The organism is Asanoa sp. WMMD1127 (assembly GCF_029626225.1).
Classification (GTDB): domain Bacteria; phylum Actinomycetota; class Actinomycetes; order Mycobacteriales; family Micromonosporaceae; genus Asanoa.
Genome location: NZ_JARUBP010000001.1, coordinates 6378941 through 6401491, shown reverse-complemented (window position 1 = coordinate 6401491; position 22551 = coordinate 6378941). Strand labels below are relative to the sequence as shown.

The window sequence follows — 22551 nt, the reverse complement described above, 5'->3', positions numbered from 1 at the left end:
TTGGGCACTCAGTGTCGAAGGGCCGGGAGATCTCACCTCTCCGAGGCACGCCAGCCGGCGGCGGCGCGCGGGACGGTGCTCGGTACAGACCCGCGCGCGCCGGAAGAGCCTGATGCCAGCCGTTGTCAGGCGGTGGCCCAGCGCTGGGCGCCGGTGCCGTTGCAGGTGTAGAGCTGCACCTTCGTGCCGTTGGCGGTGCCGCTCGCCGTCACGTCGAGGCACTTGCCGGAGGCCGGCACGACGATCGAGCCGTTGGCCTGGAACGTGAACCTCTGCGCCGCCGTGCCGTTGCAGTCCCAGATCTGGATCTTCGTGCCGTTGGCCGTGCCGTTGCCGTTGACGTCCAGGCAGCGGTTGCCGTAGACGCGCAGCTCGTCCGCCGCCGTGCGGGTCCACTTCTGGTTGGTCGCGTTGTGGCAGTCCCAGATGATGATCTGCGTGCCCGCCGCGGTGCCGGCGCCGGAGACGTCCATGCAGCGCGCCGACTGCGGGTTGACCAGCGAGACCGCGACGCCGACGGGCGGGCCGGTGGTCGCCGGCGGTTGCAGGCTGCCGGGCACCGCGCTCAGCGCCGCGTACCAGGTCGCGGCCATCTTGTCGTAGCCCGCCTGGTTCGGGTGGACGCCGTCGGCGAGGTCGGCGGTGGTCAGGGCCGCGTGCATGTCGACCAGGTGCGTCCTGGCGCCCTTGCCGGCGACGATGCCCGGAATAGCCGAGTTGTACGCGCGTACCCGCTGCTCCAGGGTCGGGTCCGTCTCGGGCGTGATCTGCGCGACGAACAGCTCGACGTCCGGCGCCGTCGCCCGGATCTTGTCGATCAGCGCCGACAGCCGCGCGGGCGCGTTGGCGATGTCGTAGTTCTGGTTCAGGTCGTTGGTGCCGATGTGCAGGAGCACGGTGCGCGGCATGTAGGTGCGCAGCCAGTTGACGACGTTGGCGTCGATCTGGTCGATCCGCCAGCCGGAGTGGCCCTCGTGGTCGTGGTCGCCGAGGCTCGCCGGCCCGTTGAAGCCCGATCCGACGAAGTCCACCGTGTGCCCGCCGCCGACCAGCCGCTGCCACAGGTTGATCCGGTAGCCGCCGGGCACGTTGAAGCCGTCGGTGATCGAGTCGCCGAGCGGCATGACCCGTACGCCGCCGTTGGACTCGGCGTGGGCGGCGGTGGCGGGCAGCACCGTGGCCACCACCGCGAGCGCGAGGCCGAGTCCGGCCAGTCTCCATCGCATGGCGCGCGTTCCTCTCGTTCGGTGCCGTCCGGGACGGAGGACGGCCATGCATCGAGAGTCGGCGATCTATGGGCGGGTGGGGGAGTCCCTCGGCGGCGAACGCCCGGTGGCGTGCGCCGAACGGTCGGCGATCACGGTGGCGGGTCGCGGGGCGCGGCTGACATGCTGGGTGGATGTGCAGAAACATCCGGGTGTTGAGCAACTTCGAGCCGCCGGCCACGGGCGACGAGATCGAGGCCGCCGCGCTGCAGTACGTGCGCAAGGTCAGCGGCACGACCAAGCCGTCGGCGGCGAACCAGGAGGCGTTCGACGAGGCCGTACGCGCGGTCACCGAGGCGACCCGCACGCTGCTCGACGAACTGGTGATCAAGGCGCCGCCGCGCGACCGCGAGACCGAGGCCGCCAAGGCCCGCGCCCGCGCCGCCGAGCGCTACGGCCCCCGCCCGGAGCCGGCCAGCGCCTGACCGCGCCGCGGCCCGCGGCGCGGCCCGCGGCGTGCTAGAAGAGGTGGCATGCCTTCCGTCTTCTCCAGGATCATCGCCGGCGAGCTTCCCGGCCGGTTCGTCCACCGGGACGAGCGCGTGGTCGCGTTCCTGAGCATCGCCCCGCTCACGCCGGGGCACACGCTGGTCGTGCCGGTCGAGGAGGTCGTCGACTGGACCACCCTCGACCCGGCGCTGTGGAGCCACGTGATGGCGGTCGCCGCCCGCGTCGGCACGGCGGTGCGCACCGCGTTCGACGCGCCCCGGGCCGGCCTGGTGATCGCCGGCTTCGAGGTGCCGCACGCCCACGTCCACGTCTTCCCGGCCCGCGGCATGGCCGACTTCGACTTCGCCCGCGTCGACCACGACCCGGCGCCGGCCGCGCTCGACGACGCACACCAGCGCCTGCTCGCCGCCTTGAAGACCGCGGAGGAGTAGCCGGCGACCATGGAGGAACGCATTCAGGAAGCGATGCGGCTGGCCGAGCGGACCGGGTTCGCCCACTCGAGCGTGCCGGCGCACGGCCGGTTGTTGCAGGTCCTGGCCGGCGGTGTCCCGGGCGGCGGCCTCGTCGGCGAGACCGGCACCGGCTGCGGCGTGGGCCTGGCCTGGCTCGCCGCCGGCGCGCCCGCGGACGCCCGGATCGTCAGCGTCGAGATCGACCCCGACCGGGCCCGCGCGGCACAGCACCTGTTCGCCGCCGACCCGCGGATCACCGTGCTGCACGGTGACTGGCGCGACCTGGCCGCCTACGGTCCGTTCGACCTGCTCTCGCTCGACGGCGGCGGCAGCGGCAAGACGCCGGACGCCGGATTCGCCGAGCCGGAGACCTGGCTGCGGCCGGGCGGCACCGTCGTCATGGACGACTTCACGCCCACGACCGGCTGGCCGCCCGTGGTCGGCGGCGGGACCGACCACGCGCGGATGCGCTGGCTCAACCACCCGCGGCTGCGGGCGACCACCCTCCGGCTGACCCCCGACATGGTGGCGCTCGTCGGCACCCGGATCAGGTGAGCACCTCGTAGGTCAGGTGGGTCGCGTGCGGCGACGCCACCACGTCGACCTGGCGCAACCGTGGCGCGGCCGCGGCCCCCGGCGGGAACAGCGGCGTGCCGCCGCAGGTCAGGCACGGCGAGAGGTGGATGCGCAGCTCGTCGGCGAGACCGAGCAGCACGCTCTGCCGCACGACCTCGGCGCCGCCCATGACGACCACCGTCCGGTCGCCCGCGGCGAACCGGGCCCGGGCCACCGCCTCGCAGATGTCCTCCGCGAAGCGGAACCGCGGCCCCAGCCGCCACGACGACGGCGGCGCGTGCGTCACGACGACCACCGGCGGGCCGCCCGTCGCCTGGTCGGTGCCGGCGCCGTAGCCCAGCTCGTCGGTCCACCCGTGCGGGCCGTCGACGAAGTCGAACAGGCGGCGACCCATCACCACCGCGCCGGTCTCGTCGAGGCCGCGGTGCAGGATCTCCGCGTCGATCGGGTGGCCGGCGAAGACCCAGCCGTGGATCACTTCACCGCCGATGCCCAGACCGTGCTCCAGATCGGCGCCGGGCGCGGCCACGTATCCGTCGAGTGACATCGAGATGTCAGCGACAACCTTGCCCATATCGGTCTATCTTACGCCGATCCGCTCCCTCGCAGGAGTACGTGGCGCCGGGACCACGGCCGGCGGACGGCGGCGCAGCAGGCGCATCGCGGGCGTTTCGACACAGCGGTGCAACGGCAGGGCCACGGCGTACGAGACGACCAGGAACCCGAGGCCCAGCGGCACCGCCTGCCAGACGGGGTAGTCGTGCGACCGCCCCAGGATCGTCATGCCGGTCGTGACGATCGTCAGGTGCACGAGGAAGAAGGCGTACGACGCGTCGCCCAGCTTGATCAGCAGCGGGTGCCGCCACACCGACCGGGCGGCCGTCAGGTCGGCGGTGGCCGCGGCCGGGATCAGCAGCGCCGTGGTCGCCAGCACCGCGGCGGTGTCGCGTACCGAATGCGGCAGCAGGTTGACGATCAGATAGTTGGCCACGAACAGCGCGGACGCCACCGGCAGACCGGGACCACGCCACGCGCCGGACCGCACCAGCAGCGCCAGCGCGATGCCCAGCGCGAACTCGACCCCGCGGGTCAGCGGCAGGACGTAGACGAACCAGCGCTGGTAGGCCGGGTCGACGAACAGGTGCGCGATCAGCGGCAGGAGCAGGCCCAGCCCGACCAGCCCGACCGCGGTCAGCGCGAGCGCGCGGCCGGCGAGACGGCGCAGCAGGGGATAGAGCAGCGGGAAAGCGGCATAGAACGCGATCTCGCACGAGAGCGACCAGGCGACCGGACTGATCCCGAGATAGGTGACGTCGTCGGGGTACCAGGCCTGCACCAGGAACAGGCTCGTGCCCAGGTTGTGCCCGTTGACCTGGTTCATCCGGTTGCCCACGGGGTCCACCAGGTCGCCGACCCATTTCGACACCACGGCCAGGCCCAGCGCCACCACGTACGCCGGATAGATCCGCAGGAACCGCCCCGCGAAGAACCGGCCCAGCCCGCGGCCCGGCGCCGGTCCCGCGCCGCGGGCCGCCCAGGTCAGCACGAAGCCGGAGAGCACGAAGAAGAACGAGACGCCGAGGTCGCCGGGGTCGAGCAGCAGGTGTCCGAGGTCGTGGGCGAAGCCCCCGACCGGGATGAACGAATAGGCGTGGACACCGAAGACGAGCAACGCGGCGGCGAAGCGCAAACCGGTGAGGGAGGGCAGGCGGGGGGCGGCGGCCCTGGGGGAGTCGGGCATCGAGAAGCGACCCTATCGAGGGTCCCCGGGCGCCGCATCCGGACGGCCCTGGATTGTGGACTACCCCTCAGATCACCAACGGCGGCCGGCAGGTGTGACATCGGGCGGCCCGGTGGCGCTGGTGATCGTGTGGAGGAGTCGTTGACCGATCGCCTCGACGACCTGGAGTGGTGGTTGCGCATGCTGCGCCGCCCGGTCGTCGACCTGTTGGTGCCGGGCCTGCCGGCGGATCAGACCACCCGCCACGGCCCGCTGCCGCCGGCCGTCGTCGAGTGGTTCGCCTGGCACGACGGCGTCACGCGCGCCCCCGGCCAGGACCATCAGGACGTCGAGGTCATCCCGGGGTACGCGCCCCTGGCGCTGGCCGAGGCGATCGGGATGAAGCCGCGCTACGACGACGACAACGTGCTCTGCCTGGGCGACGGTTGGCTGCCGTTGCTCGCCTCGGAGGAGGGCGACCTGTTCGCGGCCCTCTGGTCCGGCGCGCACGAGCCGCGCGTGGTCACGGTGCGGGCCGGCGAGCCGACCCGGATCGAGTTCGCCGATCTCGCCGCGATGGTCGAGTTGTTCGTCGAGTGCTACCGCCGCGGCGGCTTCACCGTCAGCCCCGACGGCCGGCTGCACGCCGACCAGGCCCGTTATGACGAGCTGTATGACGAGCTCACCGCCCCTCACTGAGCCCGTGCGGCTGGAACGCGACCGCTGGCGAGGCGGCGAGGCCGAGCGGTTCCACGACGACGAGCCCGGGCCGGCCGCCGTCGAGGCGGCCGTGCGCGCGCTCGACCAGCGGCAGCACACGGAGGTCGTGGTGACCGGCCACGACGGCCAGTACCTGGCGATCGAGGGTGGCGCCGGCCGCTACACGGTCCACCTGGGATCCGACGAGCACGACGACGTCATCGTGGTGTGCGCGCCGGACGCGCCGGTCGGGGACGCGCTGCTGGTCGCCGCCGGCCGGGTGCGCCGGGTGCCGCGCCGCCGGATCGTCGACCTCGACACCGTGCTGTGCGCCCTGCGCACGTTCCTCGCCGACGGCCACCCGGACGGGACACTGTGCTGGGAGTCAGGCTGAGACGAGGGCGGGCTTGCGCTCGTCGAGGCGGACCAGCGCGACGCCGGCGACGATGAGCACCCCGCCGGCGATCTGCACCGGCGCCGGCAGCTCGTCGAGGACGAGCCAGGCCACCAGCACCGCGAACAGCACCTCGGTCAGCCCGACGAACGACGAGAGCCGGGCGCCGAGGGCGCGGGCCGCGAGGATGCCGGCCACGTAGGCGACCACGGCCGCCACCAGCGACAGCCCGACCACCGGCACGAGCCAGCTCAGCTCCCGCCCGCCGAGGCTCACCTGCCCGAAGGTGGCGTGCATCGGCAACAGGCCGGTGACGCCGAGCAGCACCAGCACCACCGCGCCGATCGCCATGCCGGCCGTGGCCAGCGCCAGCGCGGGCACGTCGTCGTCGGAACCGCTCTCGCGCGCGCCGAGCACGAAGTAGGACGCCAGCCCGACGCCGGCGAACAGGCCCCACGCGACGCCGACCAGCGACAGCCCGCCGGCGCCGCCGCGCAGGTCGAGCACGAGCACCAGGCCGACGATCGCGGTGATCGCGCCGGCCGCCGTCAGGGCCCGTGGCCGCTGGCCGTGCACCGCCCACATCCAGAACACGACGAGCACCACGCCGAGGTATTCGAGCAGCAGCGCGACCCCGACCGGCAGGTAGCGGATCGCGTTGAAGAAGCCGACCTGGGCCGCCGCGACGCCGAGCACGCCGAACAGCACGACGCCGGTCAGGTCGCGCCGGATGACGCCCCACCGCCCGCGCAGCAGCAGGGCGGCCGGCACGGCCAGCACCACCGCCGCGACGCCGATCCGGGTGGCCACCGCGGCCGGCGCCGTCCAGCCGGCGTCGAGCAGCGCCCGCGCGAAGGGGCCGGACGTGCTGAACGTCAGCGCCGACAGCAGCGCGAGCAGCAGGCCGAACGAGCGGGTCGGTGGCATGGCGTCCCCTGTCATGACCAAAGGCGGGTTACGCTGATGACGCTAGGGTGCCGGGCTGTTAGGGGTCAAGGTGGTTTTCGCTCATGACACCGAGGCGGCTCTCGTGCAGGTCGCCGCGCTGGTCAACACGCCGCTGGCCGACGTCGCCGCGCTCGACGCCTTCCTGGTCGACCACGAGGACAGCGGCGTCCGGGCCGGCACCGAGGCCGAGCTCGCCGAGGTGCGCGCCCTGCGCCCGGTGTTCCGGCGGTTCTGGGAGCTCGGCGAGGACGACCTGGTCGAGCTGGTCAACGGGCTGCTGCGGGACAGCCGCCCGCTGCCCCAGCTGGTCCGGCACGACGGCTGGGACTACCACCTGCACGCGGTGCCCCGCGACGCGCCGCTGGCGGTGCGGATGACCGTGGAGGCCGCGATGGCGCTCGTCGACGTGGTCCGCACGCAGGCGTCGGACCGGCTGCGCCTGTGCGCGTACCCGGACTGCGGCAACGTGCTCGTCGACCTCTCCAGGAACCGGTCGAAACGGTTCTGTGACGCCGGCTGCGGCAACCGCGCCGCCGTCAACGCCTATCGGGCGCGCCGGGCAGCCTTGATCCGCCCACCCGAGGCGTAATACGTTCCATCGATGTCGCGCAAGACTGGCAAGCCGTCCTACGTGCGCCAGGCCGAGCAGGCCCGCGCCCGCCGTGTCCCGCTCGCCGCGACGATCGCGGGCATCGTGGCCGCCGCGGTGGCCGCCGGCCTCGTCGGCTTCCTGATCGGCCGCCCCGACGCCACCACCCGGGCGATCGACGACCTGAAGAAGCAGGAGGCCGTGCGCGACCGCGACCAGATCCAACAGCTGACCACGGTCGCCCGCCAGTCGCAGGAGGCGCTCACCACCATGCTCACGGCGTACGACGCCGCCGTCGACAGTGGGCAGCCGGCCGACGCCGCCACCGTGGCCGGCTGGCAGGAGAGCGTCAGGAAGCTGGTGACCGCCCACGCCGACAGCCCGTCCGGCACCACCGCCACCAACGTTGCCCGGGGCGGCTTCCGCATCGCGGTCGCGGACTTCCAGGTGGCGGTCGACGTCTACGCGTCCGCCGTCGCCGCTCCCGCCGACCAGCGGCCCCGCCTGCTGGAGATCGCCGAGCGGGCCCGCACCGCCGCCGCGACCGCCTGGTCCGTCGCCGCGGCCCAGCTCGACCAGATCAATGTGGACGCCGGCCTCGGCCACCAGCACGTCTACCTCGAGACCGAGCACGGCTCCGGCGCCTTCACCCCGGACGGCGAGGAAGAGGGCCACACCGGGGGCTGACCAAGCCCTTGACGGTGATGCATGTGCATCCCTAGTGTCTTCAAGCACAGTCACGGTGAAACGTTTCACGGCCGGGAGGTGCGATGCTGGCGCTGCAGCGGGTGAGCAAGTCCTTCGGCGCTGTGGCCGCGCTGCGCGACGTCGACCTGGCGCTCGCGGCCGGCGAGGCGCACGCGCTGGTCGGTGAGAACGGCGCCGGCAAGTCCACGCTGGTCCGGATCCTGGCGGGCGTGCACCCGCCGGACTCCGGCACGATCCTGCTCGACGGCGCGCCGGTCGGCTTCGGCGGCCCGGCCGACGCGCGCGCGGCCGGCATCGCCGTCATCTACCAGGAACCCACGCTCTTCCCGGACCTCTCGGTCGCCGAGAACATCTTCATGGGCCGGCAGCCCCGCCGGAGCCTGCGCCGGATCGACACCGCCGCGATGCGGACCCGCTCCCGCGAGCTGTTCGACCGGCTCGGCGTGGGGCTCGACCCCGACCGGCCGGCGCGCGGCCTGTCCATCGCCGACCAGCAGCTCGTCGAGATCGCCAAGGCGCTGTCCACCAACGCCCGGCTGTTGGTGATGGACGAGCCGACGGCGGCACTGTCCGGTGTGGAGGTCGAGCGGCTGTTCGCCGTCGCCCGGTCGCTGCGCGACGACGGCGCCGCGGTGCTGTTCATCTCGCACCGCTTCGACGAGGTGTTCGCCCTCTGCGACCGGATCACCGTGCTGCGCGACGGCCGCCACGTCGACACCGCGCCGGCCGGCGAGCTGACCGTCGACGAGGTCGTCCGCAAGATGGTCGGCCGGGACGTCGCCACGCTGTTCCCCAAGGTCGACACGACGCCGGGCGACGTCCGGCTCGAGGTGAGCGGGCTGACCCGGCAGGGCTTCTTCGACGACGTCAGCTTCACCGTGCGCGGCGGCGAGATCGTCGCCCTGGCCGGGCTCGTCGGCGCCGGCCGCAGTGAGGTCGTGCGGGCCGTGTTCGGCGTCGACCGGCCCGACGCCGGCGAGGTGCGGGTCGACGGAAAGCCGCTGCCACCGGGCGACACCCCCGCCGCGATCGCCGCCGGCCTCGCGCTCGTCCCCGAGGACCGCCGCCAGCAGGGCCTGGTGATGGAGCTCTCGGTCGAGCGCAACGCCACGCTGCCCCGGCGCTGGCAGCTCGCGAAGGGCGGGCTGCTCTTCGGCGGGGCCGAGCGGCGGGCGGCGGCCACCTGGACCCGACGGCTGCGGGTCAAGGCCGGCCGCCCGACCGACCCGGTGGCGACGCTGTCCGGCGGCAACCAGCAGAAGGTGGTGCTGGCCAAGTGGCTGGCGACGACGCCCAAGGTGCTGATCGTCGACGAGCCGACCCGCGGGATCGACGTGGGTACGAAGGCCGAGGTGCACCGCCTGCTCTCGGAGCTCGCGGCCGACGGGGTGGCGGTGCTGATGGTCTCCAGCGAGCTGCCCGAGGTGCTCGGCATGGCCGACCGGGTGCTGGTGATGCGCGAGGGCCGGCTGGTCGCCGACATCCCCGGGTCGGGCGCCGACGAGGAGTCCGTGATGGTCGCCGCGACGGGAGCGAACGCATGACCGCACAGACCGCCGCCCCGACCACGGCCGTCCACCGCGTCTTCGTGGTCCGCGAGCTGGGCATCGCCCTCGCCCTCGTGCTGCTGGTCGGCGTGACGTTCGCGGTCAACACCCGGTTCCTGTCGGCCCAGAACGTCAAGGACCTGCTGCTCAGCTCGACGATCCTGGCGATCCTCGCGGTCGGCCAGGCGATCGTCATCATCACCCGCAACGTCGACCTGTCGGTCGGCTCGATCCTCGGCCTGGCCGCGTTCGCCACCGGCGTGTTGCTGCAGGGCACGCCGAACCTGCCGATCCCGCTGGCCGTCCTGATCGGCATGGCCCTCGGTGCGGCCTGCGGCGCGGTCAACGGCGGCCTGATCGCCGCGGCCCGGGTGCCGGCGCTGGTGGTCACCCTCGGCACGCTCTACGTCTTCCGCGGCCTCGACTACACCTGGGCCACCGGCCGGCAGATCAACGCGGCCGACATGCCCGCCGGCTTCCTCCGGCTCGGCACCGCCAGCGTGCTCGGCGTGCCGGTGCTGGCGCTGTTCGCGGTCGTCGTGCTGGTCGCGGCCGGCCTGTTCCTGCGCTGGTACCGCAGCGGCCGTGAGCTCTACGCCATCGGGTCCGACCCGGACGCGGCCCGCCTCCACGGCATCCCCGTCGGCCGGCGGGTGTTCTGGGCGTTCGTCACCAGCGGGGCGCTGGCCGGCCTGGCCGGGGTCCTGCACGCCGCCCGGTTCGGCACCATCGACGCCAACGCCGGCCTCGGGCAGGAGCTCAACGTGGTCGCCGCCGTCGTGGTCGGTGGGGTCGCCATCTTCGGCGGCAGCGGATCGGTCTACGGCGCGGCGCTCGGCGCGGTGCTGCTGACCACGATCGGCAGCGCGCTGCCGGTGCTCGGCATCAACCCGTTCTGGCAACGGGCCGCGGTCGGCGTGCTCATCCTCGCCGCCATCGGCCTTGACCGCTCGCTGGCCGTGCGCCTGGCCCGCCGACTCCGAGGAGGCGCCGACCGTGGCCGTTGACACGCCGGTCCGCGAACCGGTGACCCCACCCCGTACCCGTGGTCGGGGCGTGCTCGGCTCCTGGGACCTGTTGGTGCTCGTCGCGCTGGTGCTGGTGATCGTCGTCGGCAGCCTGACCGTCGACGGGGTCGGCAACCCGCGCTTCTACCGCTTCGTGATCCTCGAGGCGATGCCGATCGCGCTGATCGCCCTGCCGATGACGCTCATCGTCATCACCGGCGAGATCGACCTGAGCGTGGCCAGCACCGTCGGCCTGACCTGCAGCGTGCTCGGCGCGCTGTGGCAGGCCGGCCTCACCTCGCTGCCCGCCCTGATCGCGATCAGCCTGGTCCTCGGCGCGGTGCTCGGCGCGGTCAACGGCGTGTTCGTGACGGTCTTCGGGCTGCCGTCGCTGGCGGTCACGATCGGCACGCTGGCCCTTTATCGCGGTCTCGCCTACGTGGTGCTGGGCGACCGGGCGGTGGCCGACTATCCGGTCGACTGGACGACCAACATGATCGCGCCGATCCCGGGCACGGTGGTGCCCTGGTTCGTGCTCGTGGTCGCCGTGCTGGCGCTGCTGTTCGGCGTGCTGCTGCACGCGACCCCGGTCGGCCGGGGGCTCTACGCGATCGGCAACAACGCGGAGGCGGCCGCGTACTCGGGGATCGCGGTTCTCAAGACGAAGTTCTGGTTGTTCGTGGCGACGGGTGTGGTCGCCGCTCTGGCGGGCGTCTTCTGGACGTTCCGGTTCGCGTCGGCCCGCGCCGACAACGCCAACGGCCTCGAGCTGTCGGTGGTGGCGGCGGTGCTGCTGGGCGGCGTGTCCATCTTCGGCGGTCGCGGCGGCCTGCTCGGTGTGGTCGCGGCGGTCGCGCTCCTCGGCACCTTACGCAACGCGTTGCAACTGGCCGACGTCCCGGCCAACGCGTTGACCATCGTCACCGGAACGCTGCTCATCGCTTCCGTCGTCGGGCCCAACGTGGCGCGGATGACCCGTGCCCGGCTGGGCCGGCGACGACCCCCTGAGGAAAGGACCCAGACATGAGGATCACAGGTGTACGCGTCGTCGCCACGCTCGCGGCGCTGACCCTCGCGCTCGGCGCGTGCGCGGAGGACGGCGGCGGCGACGCCGGTTCCGGCACCGATAGTGGCGGCGGCAACTCTTCCGGCACCATCAAGGAGGGCCTGAAGATCGCCTTCCTGCCGAAGCAGGTCAACAACCCGTACTTCGAGACGTCCGACAACAAGGGCGGCAAGTCGGCGGTCGAGGAGTTCAAGGGCCAGTTCTCGCAGACCGGCCCGTCGGAGGCGAGCCCGTCGGCCCAGGTGTCCTACATCAACACACTGTCGCAGCAGCAGACCGACGTGATCGTGGTGTCGGCCAACGACAAGGACGCGATCTGCGGCGCCCTGACCGAGGCCAAGACGGCGGGCGCGAAGATCGTCACGTACGACTCCGACACCAAGCCGGAGTGCCGCGACGTGTTCGTCAACCAGGCGACCGCCGACGGCATCGCGAAGTCGCAGATCAAGCTGATCTCCGACGCGGTCGGCCCCGACGGCGGCGAGATCGCGATTCTCTCGGCGACGGCGAACGCGACCAACCAGAACGCCTGGATCGAGATGATGAAGACCGAGCTCGCGAAGCCCGAATACAGCAAGCTCAAGCTCGTCGACACCGTCTACGGCGACGACCAGGACGAGAAGTCGTTCCAGGAGGCCCAGGGCCTGCTGGCCAAGCACCCCAACCTCAAGGGCATCATCTCGCCGACCACGGTCGGTGTCGCGGCCGCCGGGCGTTACCTGTCGGGCTCCTCCTACAAGGGCAAGGTGCAGCTGACCGGCCTCGGAACCCCCAACCAGATGCGGGCGTACGTCAAGGACGGCACCGTGAAGGCGTTCGCGCTGTGGAACCCGGCCGACCTCGGCTACCTGGCCGCGTACGCCGGTGGCGCCCTCGCCTCGGGCATCATCACCGGCAAGGAGGGCGACAAGTTCACCGCCGGCAAGCTCGGTGAATACACCGTGGGCGCGGGCGGCGAGATCGTGCTCGGCGACCCGTTCACCTACGACTCGTCCAACATCGACCAGTTCGACTTCTGAGGTTCTACTGTGGAGGGTGGCGTGCGCCGGATCTGTTTCACGCTCCAGGTGCGCCCGGAGCGGCTCGAGGAATACCGGCGCCGCCACGCCGCCGTCTGGCCCGACATGCGCGCGGCGCTGCGCGCGGCCGGCTGGCACGACTATTCGCTGTTCCTGCGCGACGACGGCCTGCTGGTGGGCTACTTCCTGACCGACGACCTCGACGCGTCGCTGGACGCGATGGAGGCGACCGAGGTCAACGCCCGCTGGCAGGCCGAGATGGCGCCGTTCTTCGCCGACCTGCCGGGCGGGCGGCCCGACCGCGGGTTCGTCGTCCTCGACGAGGTCTTCCACCTGGAGGAACACTGATGACCGACATCCGGGCGGCGCTGCGCGACCAGCGCGTCGAGACCGCGTCGTGGGCGTTCGGCAACTCCGGCACGCGGTTCAAGGTGTTCGCGCAGCCGGGCGTGCCCCGGGACCCCTACGAGAAGATCGCGGACGCCGCCACGGTGCACCGGTTCACCGGCGTGGCGCCCACGGTGGCGCTGCACATCCCGTGGGACAAGGTCGACGACTACGCCGACCTCGCGGGCTATGCCAAGGAACGCGGGATCGCGCTCGGCGCCATCAACTCCAACGTGTTCCAGGACGACGACTACAAGCTGGGCTCGGTGTGCCACCCCGATCCGGGCGTACGAGCGAAGGCGCTGGCGCACCTGCTGGAGTGCGTCGACATCATGGACGCGACGGGCTCGCGTGACCTCAAGCTGTGGTTCTCCGACGGCACCAACTACCCGGGGCAGGACAGCATCCGGGCGCGCCAGGACCGGTTGGCGTCGGCGTTGGCGGCCGTCCACGAGCGGCTCGGCGCCGACCAGCGGATGCTGTTGGAATACAAGCTCTTCGAGCCGGCCTTCTACACCACCGACGTGCCGGACTGGGGCACGGCGTACGCCCATTGCCTGGCGTTGGGCGATCGGGCCCAGGTGGTGATCGACACCGGCCACCACGCGCCGGGCACCAACATCGAGTTCATCGTGGCGGTGCTGCTGCGGGCCGGGAAGCTGGGCGGGTTCGACTTCAACTCGCGGTTCTACGCCGACGACGACCTGATGGTCGGTGCGGCCGACCCGTTCCAGCTGTTCCGCATCATGTGCGAGATCGTCTCGGCGGACGCGCTGCGCCCCGACGCCGGGATCGCCTTCATGCTCGACCAGTGCCACAACATCGAACCGAAGATCCAGGCGGTGATCCGCTCGGTGCTCAACGTGCAGGAGGCCACGGCCAAGGCGCTGTCGGTCGACGCGTCCGCGTTGGCGGCGGCCCAGCGCGCCGGCGACGTGCTCGAGGCCAACGACGTGCTGATGGACGCGTACCACACCGACGTCCGGCCCCTGCTGCGGTCGCTGCGCGAAGAGATGGGGCTCGACCCGGACCCGATCGGCGCCTACAAGCGGTCGGGCTACTACGAGACGGTCCAGGACACCCGCGTGGGTGGCACGGGCGCCGGCTGGGGCGCCTGACCCCCTAGCATGGTGCGGGTCATCGTCGACCCAGGGGAGGCCCGCACCGTGACCGACACCGACTGGACCGCCGACGCCGAGGGCACCGGCGGCTACGCCGACGTCAACGGCATCAACCTCTACTACGAGCGCTACGGCGCCGGCCGGCCGCTGATCCTGCTGCACGGCGGCCTCGGATCGGGGGAGATGTTCGGCCCGGTGCTGCCGCTGCTGGCCGCCGAGCACGAGGTCATCACCGTCGACCTGCAGGGCCACGGCCGCACCGCCGACATCGACCGCCCGATCACCCTCGACGCCATGGCGGCCGACATCGCCGCGCTGATCGACCATCTCGGCCTCGACCGGCCCGACGTGGTCGGCTACTCGCTCGGCGGCGGCGTCGCCATGCACACGGCGGCCAACCACCCCGACAAGGTGGGCCGCATGGTGATGGCGTCGACCTATCTGAGGCCGGACGAGGTCTACCCGGAGTTGCGGGCCATGCAGGGCCAGGTCAACGCGGCGGCCGCGGAGTTCATGGTGGACACTCCGATGTACCAGCTCTACCAGAAGGTCGCGCCGCGCCCCGAGGACTTCGGCCGGCTGCTCGACAAGATCGGCGCGTTCATGGCGCAGAGCTTCGACTTCACCGAGAAGGTACGCGGCCTGACCGTCCCCACGATGGTCGTCGGCGCCGACGCCGACCAGGTGCCGCCGTCGTCGTTCGTCGAGATCTACAAGCTGCTCGGCGGCGCCCAACAGGACGGCGGCTGGGGTGGCGAGGGCCGGCCGGCAGGTGGCCACGCGCTGGCCGTCCTGCCGGGCCTGACCCACTACTCCATCTTCAGCTCACCGCTGTTCGCCGCGGTCGTGCTGGACTTCCTCGACCGCGGCTAGGTGCCGGGCGAAGAAGGCGACCGCGTCCTCGCTCTCGAACCGGGGCAGGTCCTTGTGCCGGCCCGCGTTCGCGTGCAGCGTCTTCTCCGCCGAGCCGAACGCGTCGAACAGCGCGAGCCCCGCTTCGCGCGGGATGTGCTCGTCGTCCCACTGCAGCACGTACTGGACCGGGACGGTGATCTCCTTCGCCGTCCCGGCCAGGGCGTCGGGCCAGTGGAGGCCGAACACCGCGGCGGTGATCCGGTCGTCGGCGGCCACGAACGGCACGCCGATCGCGGTGGCCATGTTGAGGCCGAAGAAGCCGACGGGCCCCGCGGCGCCGATCTCCGGTAGCTCCTGGAGGGCGTCGAGGGTCGCCCGCCACTCGGGCACGGCCCGCCGGGCGAGGTCCGCGTTGTAGCGGACGACGATCGGGCCTTCCGGCTCGCCGGCCGCGCGGGCCGCGTAGAGGGCCGCGACCTCCTGCTCGTCGTAGGCCGTGCGGGGCCGCTCGCCGTGCGCGGGCGCGTCGACGACCGCGACGTGGAAGCCCCTGGCCACCAGCAGGCGGGCCCGGCCCGTCATCGCCGGCCACCGCTTGTGGGTGCCGCCGCCGTGCCCCATGAAGACGAGAGGGGCGCGGTCGGGGCCGGACGCGGGCGACCAGAGGACGCCCGGCATGTCGCCGACGGTGAAGTCGCGCTCGGTGACGCCGTCCGCCGACGTCTGTGCGGTGAAAGTCAAAGATCGCATGGCTGTCGCCTTTCGGGAGTGGTGTGCGCACTCCCGGGCGACCGGCTAGGTCGAACGCCGGACCGGGACGGCGAGGGGAGCACCCACGGATGCTGGGTTCATGGGTCTCACCTCCTCGGGCCGGGTCGGTCGCGGGCCACGCTACGCCGCGGCGGCGACGACGGCACCCGGGTTTCGTCGCTCCCACGAGTCGCGCAGCGCCGCCACGGCGGCCTTGACCGCGGGTCGGGCGGCCGACGCCGTCCGCCAGGCCACCGTCACCCGGCGGGTCGGCCGCGGCGCGACCGGCAGCGTGACCACGCCGGCCGGGAGCGTCGGCCGGGCCAGGCGGGGCAGCATGGCCACGCCCAGGCCGGCCGCGACCAGGGTCAGCTGGGTCTCGAACTCGCCGACCAGGAAGTCCGGCTCGACGCCGGGCAGCACCCGCAGCAGCCACTCGTAGCAGATCGCGCCCGGCGGAGCGGCGATCCAGCGTTCGCCGCGGAGCTGGTCGCGGCGGACCGGGCCGGTCGTCGCCGCGAGCCGGTGGCCGGTCGGCACGACCAGGTCGGCGACGTCGGCGCCGAGCTCCGCCGCGGTGATGCCGGGGGGAAAGGTCAGCGCGGCCTCCGGCCAGTCGTCGAGCACCGCCAGGTCCGCGTGGCCGCGCTGGAGCAGGTCGAGCGCGTGGTGTGGGTCGCCTTCCACGAGGCCCGTACGCAGCTCCGGGTGGTCCGCCGCCAACCGGTGCAGCGCGTGTGGCAGCAGCCCGCGGCAGGCGGTCGCGAACGCGGCGATCGTGAGCCGGCCGGTGACCGTGTCCCGCTGGGCCGCGAGCGCGGCCTCGGCCTCGTCGAGAGCGGCCAGCACCCGGGCCGCGTGGTCGGCGAGGACCCGGCCGGCCGTGGTCAGCCGGATCCGCCGGCCGTCCTTCTCGACCAGTGTGGCGCCGGTCTCCCGCTCGAGCTTGCCGAGCTGCTGCGACACGGCCGACGGCGTGCAGTGCAGGGCGGCGCTGGCCGCGAGTACGGTTCCGTAGCTGGCCACGGCGTCGAGCGCGCGCAGCCGACCGACCTCGATCATGTAGCGAGGCTACTCGAAGGGTTCAGAAAACCTCGCTGGTGCTACATCGTCGGTGGCGCCGACGATGACGCCGTGAAACCACGCGACATCGCCCTGGCCGTCGGGGTGGCGGCCCTGTGGGGCGTCAACTTCGTCGTCATCCGGGTCGGCCTCGACCACTTCCCGCCGCTGCTGTTCAACGCGCTGCGGTTCACCGTCGCGGCGGTGCCGGCGGTCTTCTTCGTCGGCCGCCCGCGGGTGCCGTGGCGCTGGGTGCTCGCCGTCGCGCTGGCCCTCGGCGTCACCAAGTTCTCGCTGCTGTTCGCCGGCATGGCCGCGGGCATGCCGGCCGGCCTGTCCTCGCTGGTCCTGCAGAGCCAGGCCGTCTTCACGGTGCTGCTGGCGGTGTTCCTGCTGCGCGAGCGGCCCGGTCGCCGCCGGCTCGCCGGCCTCGGCGTCGCGGCGCTCGGCATCGTCGTCGTCGGGGTGGGCCTCGGCGCCGACCTGCGGGGTGGCGCCTTCGCCCTCGTCATCGGCGCGGCCGCCGCCTGGGGACTGTCCAACGTGGCCACCCGCCGCGCCGGTGCGACCGACATGCTCCGCTTCATGGTGTGGGTCAGCGCCCTGGCCTCGCCGTGGCTGATCGCGCTGTCGCTGCTCGTCGACGGCCCGGCCGCCGACCTGGCGGCGTTGCGCGCCGTCGACCTCCCGGCCGTCTTCGCCGTCCTGTTCGTCGCCGGCGCCGCCACCCTGGGCGGGTTCGCGGCCTGGGGCCACCTCATCGGCCGGTACGGCGCCTCGACGATCGCGCCGTTCTCGATGCTGGTGCCGATCTTCGGCATCGCCAGCGCCGCCCTGCTCCTCGGGGAGCCGGTCCGCCCCACCGACGTGCTCGGCGGCCTCCTGGTCGTCGGCGGCGTCCTGGCCGGCCTTCTGTCCTTCCCGTCCCGCTCCGCCAACGAGGCGTTAGGAACGGTCCGTTCCAACCGGATACCGATTGGAACGGACCGTTCCTAACCCGCCCGCGGCGCTTCGCGGTCGGAGGCGGCCCCGCGCCGCTGGCTAGACTCACCGGAGTGACCGTCGAGCTGGTCCTGCTGTCGCGGGTGGCCTTCCGCGGCCAGGAGATCACCGGCTCCGGACCGCGGGGCCTGCTGGCCCTCCTGGCCGCCGAGCCGCGCGCCGGCGCCAGCACCGCCCGGCTGGTCGACGGGCTCTGGCGGGAGAACCTGCCGGAACACCCCACGAAGGCCCTGCAACTGCTGGTGTCGCGGTTGCGGGCCCGGCTGGGCCCCGACGTGATCGTCTCCACACCGACCGGCTACCGGCTCGCATTGGCTCCGGACCAGATCGACGCGTCGGCGGTGGCCCTGCACGCCCAGGCGAGCGACCGGTCGGCCCGGGCCGGCGACCACGCGGAGGCGCTGCGCCAGGCCGAGGCCGGTCTCGCGCTGTCTGACGGCGCCACCGGTTGGGCCGCCTCCGCCGACGACGACCCGCTGTCGGCGTTGCGGGCCGCGACGGCGCCCACCGTCCACGCGCTGGCCCGGGACCGTGCGCTGGCCCTGTCGCGGCTGGGCCGCCCCACGGAGGCGATCGAGCCACTCCGCCAGCTGGCCGGCGGGCACCCGCGCGACGAGGAGGTCCTGGCGGAGCTGCTGCGCTGCGAAGCGGCCGTGCTCGGCCCCGCCGCGGCGCTGGGCCGCTACGACGCCTACCGTCGCGAGCTGCGCGACGAGCTGGGCAGCGACCCCGGCCCCGCGCTGCGGGAGGTCCACCGCGACCTGCTGGCGGTCGACGCGCCGGCGGTCCGCCGCGGGGTCGCGGAAGAGCCCAACACGATGCTCGGCCGCGACAAGGACGTCGCCGCGGTGGCCGACCTGCTGCGCACCTCCCGCGTCGTGTCGATCCTCGGACCGGGCGGCCTGGGCAAGACCCGGCTCGCCAACGCGGTCGCCCGCCAGGCCGAGCAACCACGGGTGCAGGTCGTCGGCCTGGCCGGCGTCACCGCCGACGACGACGTGGCCGGCGAGGTGGCCTCCGCCCTCGGCGTCCGGCCGGCGGGCCTGACGCCTGGTGCGCCGAACCTGCTCGCGGTGGTCGTCGAGGCGCTCGGTCCCGGCCCCGCCCTGCTGGTGCTGGACAACTGCGAACACGTGGTGCGGGGCGCCGCCGACCTCGTCGGCGCCCTGGTGTCGGCGAGCCGCGACATCCGTGTGCTCACCACGACCCGGGCCCCGCTGCGGCTGAGCGCGGAGTCGGTCTACCCGCTGCCGGAGCTCGACCTGCCGACGATGGTCGAGCTGTTCGGCCAGCGGGCCCGGGCGACCCGACCCGACGCCGACGTGCCGCCCGCGCTGGTGAACGAGCTGTGCGGCCGCCTCGACGGACTGCCGCTCGCCGTGGAGCTGGCGGCGGCGCGCGTACGCGTGATGTCCGTCGCCGAGATCGCCCGGCGGCTCGACGACCGGTTCGCCCTGTTGCGCGGCGGCAGCCGGGACGCCCCGGGCCGGCATCGCACGCTGCACGAGGTCATCGACTGGAGCTGGCACCTGCTGGATCCGGCCGCCCAGGCGGCGATGCGCACCCTGTCCGTCTTCCCCGGCGGCTTCACCGCCGACGCCGCCCGGCACGTCCTCGGCGACGACGCGGTCCTGGAGCAGCTCGTCGACCAGTCCCTGGTGCGGCTGAGCGAGGGCGCGTCAGGCGCCCGCTTCCGGATGCTGGAGACGGTGCGGGAGTTCAGCGTCGCCCGCCGGGAGGAGGCCGGCGAGACCGAGCAGGCGATCGCGCGCTTCCTCGGCTGGGCCCGCACGGCCGGCGCCCGCTGGGCCGACACCGACCTCGGTTTCCCGGACGTCGAGGCGGTCCGGGCCGAGCAGGACAACCTGGTGCAGGCACTGCGCTATGGGCTCGAGCGGGCGGACGGCGGGGCGGTCGTGGCCACGGCGGCCCTGCTCGGCGGCCTGTGGCTGACCGAGTCGAACCTCGGTCGCCTCGCGACGCTGGCCCGTGACACGGGGTGGCTTCTGTCGCACTTCCGGGCGGGCCCCGACCTGGTCGAGGCGGCCCGGACGGCGGCGGTGCTCGGCGCGCTGTTCGGCTTCGTCATGCCGGACCTCAGCCCGCTGCGGTTCCTGCTCACCCTCCACCGGCTGCCGCCGGCGCCGCCGGACGACCCGGTCCGTGCTCTGGACCTGGCGCTGCGGGTCCGCGACACGGCCGCGCTGGAGGAGCTGGCCGCCGACCCCCGGCCGCTGGTGGCGGCCATGGCCAACTACGTCCTCAGCTACCGGTGGGAGCAGGTCAACGACCCGGAGCGGGCGCTGGTCGCGGCCCGGCGGATGCTGGCCGGCCTGGCCGGCGACGACCAGCCCCTGATGCGCGCGCTGGCCCACAGCCGGGTCGGCGAGCTGTGCCTCTACGTCGAGCCGGGGGAGGCGGCGTACCACCACCTCGACGCCGCCCTGTCGATCGCCGAGCGGCTCGGCTGGTCGACGATGAGGCGGGGCCGGTGGGCGCTGATCCAGGCCAACCTGCTGCGCGGCGCGTACGACGAGGCCGAACGCGGACTGGCCGAAGCGTCGTACGGCACGGGCGACGACCCGATCGACGCGGCCCGGTTCGCGCTGTGCGCCCGCGCTCAGATCCAGCTCGGCCGCGGTGACGTCGAGGGCGGCCTGCGGCTGTGGCGGCAGGCCGTCGGACCCCTCGGCGCCGCGGCGCCCGTCGGCACCGAGTTCGGCCTGTGGCCCTATGAGGTCGAAGCCGTCACGGTGCTCGTGCATGCCCGCCACGGCCGGCTCGACGAGGTCAGCGACGTCGTGGCGGCGCTGCCGGCCATGCTGGGCGCGCTGCTGCCGACGGCGACGCCGATGATGTTCCCCGTCTGCGGGTCGGTCCTGCTCGCCCTCGGCGTGGCCGAATCCGGCCCGCGGGCGGCCCGGCTGATCGCGCTCGCGGAGCGCTTCGGCGTGCTCCGCGGTCTCCAGCCGGACCTGACCCCCGAGCGGATCAGCGAACTCGGCCGCGCGGCCGACGGGCCGGCGTACGACGACGCGGTGTCGTCGTACGCCGGCCTCGACCTGGATGGCCTGCGGGCCGCCGCCCTGGATCAGGTCACCGGGTCCCGGCGGAACAGCAGCCGCGCCCAGCCGTAGCCGGCCAGCCCCAGCCCGACGCACCAGGCGAGGGCGACCACGCCGCCGTGCGGGACCGGCGTGCCGAGCAGCAGGGCCCGCATCGCGTCGATGATCGGCGTGAACGGCTCGTTGGCGGCGAACCAGCGCACGGCGCCCGACATCGACTCCGGCGGCACGAACGCGCTGCTGACGAACGGCAGCAGCTGCACCACGAACAGGAACGGCGTCGTGCCCTCGGGCGACTTCGCGGCCAGGCCGACCGCCACGGCCAGCCAGGTCAGCGCCAGGGTGAGCAGGGCGACCAGGCCGGCCGCGCCGAGCCAGCCGGCGAGGTCGACCTCGGGCCGGAAGCCCAGCAGGACGGCCACGCCCACCACCAGCACGGAGCTGGCCAGGGTCCGCGCGGTGGACACGACCACGTGCCCGGTGAGCACGGAGGCGCGGGAGATCCGCATCGTGCGGAACCGGGAGATGATGCCGGTCGTCACGTCCTGGTTGACGGCCATCGCGGTCTGGCTGGCGCCGTAGCCCACCGCCATCAGCAGGATGCCCGGCACCACATAGTCGATGTAGTCGGCGCCCTGCGCGGCCGACCCGAAGCCGGCGTTGAGCGCGCCGCCGAAGATCCCGACGAACAGCAGCAGCATGAACACCGGCAGCGCGATCGTCATGATCAGGGAGACCGGATTCCGCCGGTTGTGCCGCAGGTTCCGCCGCACCATCGTCATCGCGTCGCTCATCGGACGGCCTCCTTCTCGGCGGTCTCGGCGGTCTCGGCGGCATCGCCCGTCGGGTGCCCGGTCAGGGCGAAGAACACGTCGTCGAGATCGGGCGTGTGCACCGACAGGTCCTCGACCTCGATTCCCGCGCGCTCGAGGCGATCCAGCAGGGCCCGCAGCGCGCGTACGCCGCCGTCGCCGGGCACCTCCAGGGTGAGCGCCTCGTCGTCGCGGGCCGCGCCGGCGAACTCGGCCGCGGCGGCGGCGAGCCCGTCCGCGTCGGCGAACCGCAGCCGGACGTGACCGCCCGGCAGCCCCCGTTTCAACTCCTCCGCGGACCCGACGGCGACGACCCGACCCTGGTCGAGCACGGCGATCCGGTCGGCGAGCTCGTCGGCCTCGTCCAGGTACTGCGTCGTCAGGAAGATCGTGACGCCACCCGCCACCAGGCTCCGGATGATCTCCCACATGGTCCGCCGGCTCCGCGGGTCCAGCCCGGTGGTCGGCTCGTCGAGGAAGATCACGCTCGGGTCGCCGACCAGGGTCATGGCCAGGTCGAGCTTGCGCCGCATGCCGCCGGAATAGGTGGAGGCGAGCTTCTTCGCCGCGTCGGTGAGGTCGAACCGCTCGAGCAGGTCGGCCGCCCGCCGCCGCCCCTCGGCCTTGCCGAGGTGGTGCAGGTCCGCCATCAGGACGAGGTTCTCCTCGCCGGTGAGCAGGTCGTCCACGGCCGAGAACTGCCCGGTCACCCCGATCGCGCCGCGCACGGCGTCGGCCTCGGCCGCGACGTCGTGCCCGGCGACGCGGGCCTGCCCACCGTCGGACCGGATCAGGGTCGACAGGATCCGCACCGCCGTCGTCTTGCCGGCCCCGTTGGGACCGAGCAGCGCGAACACGGTGCCGCCCCGGACCTCGAGATCGAGCCCGTCGAGCACCACCTTGGCACCGAACGACTTCCGCAGCCCACTGGCCACGATCGCCGCCGATGATGGAACGCTGGCCATCGCCTTTCCTCCCCGCACCGCGGCCCCGTCGGCCACGTCTGCGAGGAAGGATGCGACCCCCCGGTGTCACCCCGGCTTCACACCGGTGTCGC

General features: G+C 73.2%; 24 protein-coding genes. 16 read left to right on the top strand and 8 right to left on the bottom strand.

The window, feature by feature from the left end:
• Positions 1 to 125: 125 nt before the first annotated feature.
• A complete protein-coding gene (locus O7635_RS30640; RefSeq protein ID WP_278083969.1) occupies positions 126 to 1226 on the bottom strand; it encodes a ricin-type beta-trefoil lectin domain protein in 1101 nt (366 codons plus the stop codon).
• 173 nt (positions 1227 to 1399) lie between these two features.
• Here O7635_RS30640 and O7635_RS30635 point away from each other — a divergent pair, with 173 nt between their 5' ends.
• Genes O7635_RS30635 through O7635_RS30625 form a run of 3 tightly spaced genes read left to right on the top strand, consistent with a single transcriptional unit; the run spans position 1400 to position 2722 of the window.
• Entirely contained in the window at positions 1400 to 1690 is a 291-nt protein-coding gene (locus O7635_RS30635) for a DUF2277 domain-containing protein (RefSeq protein ID WP_278083968.1), read from the top strand.
• Positions 1691 to 1738: 48 nt separating this feature from the next.
• Positions 1739 to 2146, top strand: coding sequence for an HIT family protein (locus tag O7635_RS30630; protein ID WP_278083967.1), 408 nt, complete (start codon positions 1739 to 1741; stop codon positions 2144 to 2146).
• A gap of 9 nt (positions 2147 to 2155) precedes the next feature.
• Positions 2156 to 2722: a class I SAM-dependent methyltransferase gene (locus tag O7635_RS30625; RefSeq protein WP_278083966.1), complete on the top strand. Its 567-nt coding sequence runs from the start codon at positions 2156 to 2158 to the stop codon at positions 2720 to 2722.
• Here O7635_RS30625 and O7635_RS30620 read toward each other — a convergent pair.
• A complete protein-coding gene (locus tag O7635_RS30620) occupies positions 2715 to 3317 on the bottom strand; it encodes a dihydrofolate reductase family protein (protein WP_278083965.1) in 603 nt (200 codons plus the stop codon). The two genes, O7635_RS30625 and O7635_RS30620, sit on opposite strands and share 8 nt — an antisense overlap.
• A gap of 6 nt (positions 3318 to 3323) precedes the next feature.
• The gene (locus O7635_RS30615; protein ID WP_278083964.1) at positions 3324 to 4484 is read right to left on the bottom strand and encodes an acyltransferase; all 1161 of its coding nucleotides are present in this window, start codon (positions 4482 to 4484) and stop codon (positions 3324 to 3326) included.
• A 141-nt stretch (positions 4485 to 4625) separates the two neighbouring features.
• Between O7635_RS30615 and O7635_RS30610 the strand changes: the two genes are divergently transcribed.
• On the top strand, positions 4626 to 5162 hold the full coding sequence (locus tag O7635_RS30610; protein ID WP_278083963.1) for a hypothetical protein: 537 nt from the start codon (positions 4626 to 4628) through the stop codon (positions 5160 to 5162).
• Between the two features lie 4 nt (positions 5163 to 5166).
• Positions 5167 to 5556: an Imm1 family immunity protein gene (locus tag O7635_RS30605; protein ID WP_278083962.1), complete on the top strand. Its 390-nt coding sequence runs from the start codon at positions 5167 to 5169 to the stop codon at positions 5554 to 5556.
• Here O7635_RS30605 and O7635_RS30600 read toward each other — a convergent pair.
• Positions 5548 to 6498 carry an EamA family transporter gene (locus tag O7635_RS30600; protein WP_278083961.1) on the bottom strand — a complete coding sequence of 317 codons (951 nt, stop codon included), beginning with the start codon at positions 6496 to 6498 and terminating at the stop codon, positions 5548 to 5550. The two genes, O7635_RS30605 and O7635_RS30600, sit on opposite strands and share 9 nt — an antisense overlap.
• A gap of 55 nt (positions 6499 to 6553) precedes the next feature.
• Between O7635_RS30600 and O7635_RS30595 the strand changes: the two genes are divergently transcribed.
• The 9 genes from O7635_RS30595 to O7635_RS30555 all read left to right on the top strand — a co-directional run bounded on the left by O7635_RS30595 (position 6554) and on the right by O7635_RS30555 (position 14821).
• A complete protein-coding gene (locus O7635_RS30595; protein WP_278083960.1) occupies positions 6554 to 7093 on the top strand; it encodes a CGNR zinc finger domain-containing protein in 540 nt (179 codons plus the stop codon).
• A gap of 12 nt (positions 7094 to 7105) precedes the next feature.
• Positions 7106 to 7780 (top strand): hypothetical protein, encoded by a 675-nt coding sequence (locus tag O7635_RS30590; protein WP_278083959.1) that lies wholly within the window; start codon positions 7106 to 7108, stop codon positions 7778 to 7780.
• Between the two features lie 83 nt (positions 7781 to 7863).
• On the top strand, positions 7864 to 9345 hold the full coding sequence (locus O7635_RS30585) for a sugar ABC transporter ATP-binding protein (protein WP_278083958.1): 1482 nt from the start codon (positions 7864 to 7866) through the stop codon (positions 9343 to 9345).
• Positions 9342 to 10355 carry an ABC transporter permease gene (locus tag O7635_RS30580; protein WP_278083957.1) on the top strand — a complete coding sequence of 338 codons (1014 nt, stop codon included), beginning with the start codon at positions 9342 to 9344 and terminating at the stop codon, positions 10353 to 10355. The genes O7635_RS30585 and O7635_RS30580 overlap by 4 nt, the downstream gene beginning before the upstream one ends.
• Complete coding sequence (locus O7635_RS30575) at positions 10345 to 11382, top strand: ABC transporter permease (protein ID WP_278083956.1); 1038 nt, start codon at positions 10345 to 10347, stop codon at positions 11380 to 11382. Before O7635_RS30580 ends, O7635_RS30575 begins: the two co-directional genes overlap by 11 nt.
• Positions 11379 to 12440, top strand: coding sequence for a rhamnose ABC transporter substrate-binding protein (rhaS, locus tag O7635_RS30570; RefSeq protein ID WP_278083955.1), 1062 nt, complete (start codon positions 11379 to 11381; stop codon positions 12438 to 12440). Before O7635_RS30575 ends, rhaS begins: the two co-directional genes overlap by 4 nt.
• A gap of 21 nt (positions 12441 to 12461) precedes the next feature.
• The gene (locus O7635_RS30565; protein ID WP_278083954.1) at positions 12462 to 12788 is read left to right on the top strand and encodes an L-rhamnose mutarotase; all 327 of its coding nucleotides are present in this window, start codon (positions 12462 to 12464) and stop codon (positions 12786 to 12788) included.
• Entirely contained in the window at positions 12788 to 13945 is a 1158-nt protein-coding gene (gene rhaI / locus O7635_RS30560) for an L-rhamnose isomerase (protein ID WP_278083953.1), read from the top strand. The genes O7635_RS30565 and rhaI overlap by 1 nt, the downstream gene beginning before the upstream one ends.
• Before the next feature lie 12 nt (positions 13946 to 13957).
• Positions 13958 to 14821: an alpha/beta hydrolase gene (locus O7635_RS30555; protein ID WP_347405311.1), complete on the top strand. Its 864-nt coding sequence runs from the start codon at positions 13958 to 13960 to the stop codon at positions 14819 to 14821.
• On the opposite strand, the gene O7635_RS30550 is transcribed toward O7635_RS30555, so the two are convergent.
• Both O7635_RS30550 and O7635_RS30545 read right to left on the bottom strand, forming a co-directional pair.
• Positions 14774 to 15553, bottom strand: a complete 780-nt coding sequence (locus tag O7635_RS30550; protein ID WP_278083952.1) for an alpha/beta hydrolase — start codon at positions 15551 to 15553, stop codon at positions 14774 to 14776. The two genes, O7635_RS30555 and O7635_RS30550, sit on opposite strands and share 48 nt — an antisense overlap.
• Positions 15554 to 15694: 141 nt before the next feature.
• Complete coding sequence (locus O7635_RS30545) at positions 15695 to 16615, bottom strand: LysR substrate-binding domain-containing protein (RefSeq protein ID WP_278083951.1); 921 nt, start codon at positions 16613 to 16615, stop codon at positions 15695 to 15697.
• A 72-nt stretch (positions 16616 to 16687) separates the two neighbouring features.
• On the opposite strand from O7635_RS30545, the gene O7635_RS30540 reads away from it, so the two are divergent.
• Both O7635_RS30540 and O7635_RS30535 read left to right on the top strand, forming a co-directional pair.
• Positions 16688 to 17611 (top strand): EamA family transporter, encoded by a 924-nt coding sequence (locus tag O7635_RS30540; protein ID WP_278083950.1) that lies wholly within the window; start codon positions 16688 to 16690, stop codon positions 17609 to 17611.
• A 59-nt stretch (positions 17612 to 17670) separates the two neighbouring features.
• Positions 17671 to 20754, top strand: a complete 3084-nt coding sequence (locus O7635_RS30535; RefSeq protein WP_278083949.1) for a BTAD domain-containing putative transcriptional regulator — start codon at positions 17671 to 17673, stop codon at positions 20752 to 20754.
• Here O7635_RS30535 and O7635_RS30530 read toward each other — a convergent pair.
• Both O7635_RS30530 and O7635_RS30525 read right to left on the bottom strand, forming a co-directional pair.
• On the bottom strand, positions 20709 to 21476 hold the full coding sequence (locus O7635_RS30530; RefSeq protein WP_278083948.1) for an ABC transporter permease: 768 nt from the start codon (positions 21474 to 21476) through the stop codon (positions 20709 to 20711). The genes O7635_RS30535 and O7635_RS30530 overlap by 46 nt on opposite strands.
• A complete protein-coding gene (locus tag O7635_RS30525) occupies positions 21473 to 22459 on the bottom strand; it encodes an ATP-binding cassette domain-containing protein (protein WP_278083947.1) in 987 nt (328 codons plus the stop codon). The genes O7635_RS30530 and O7635_RS30525 overlap by 4 nt, the downstream gene beginning before the upstream one ends.
• Between the last annotated feature and the right edge of the window lie 92 nt (positions 22460 to 22551).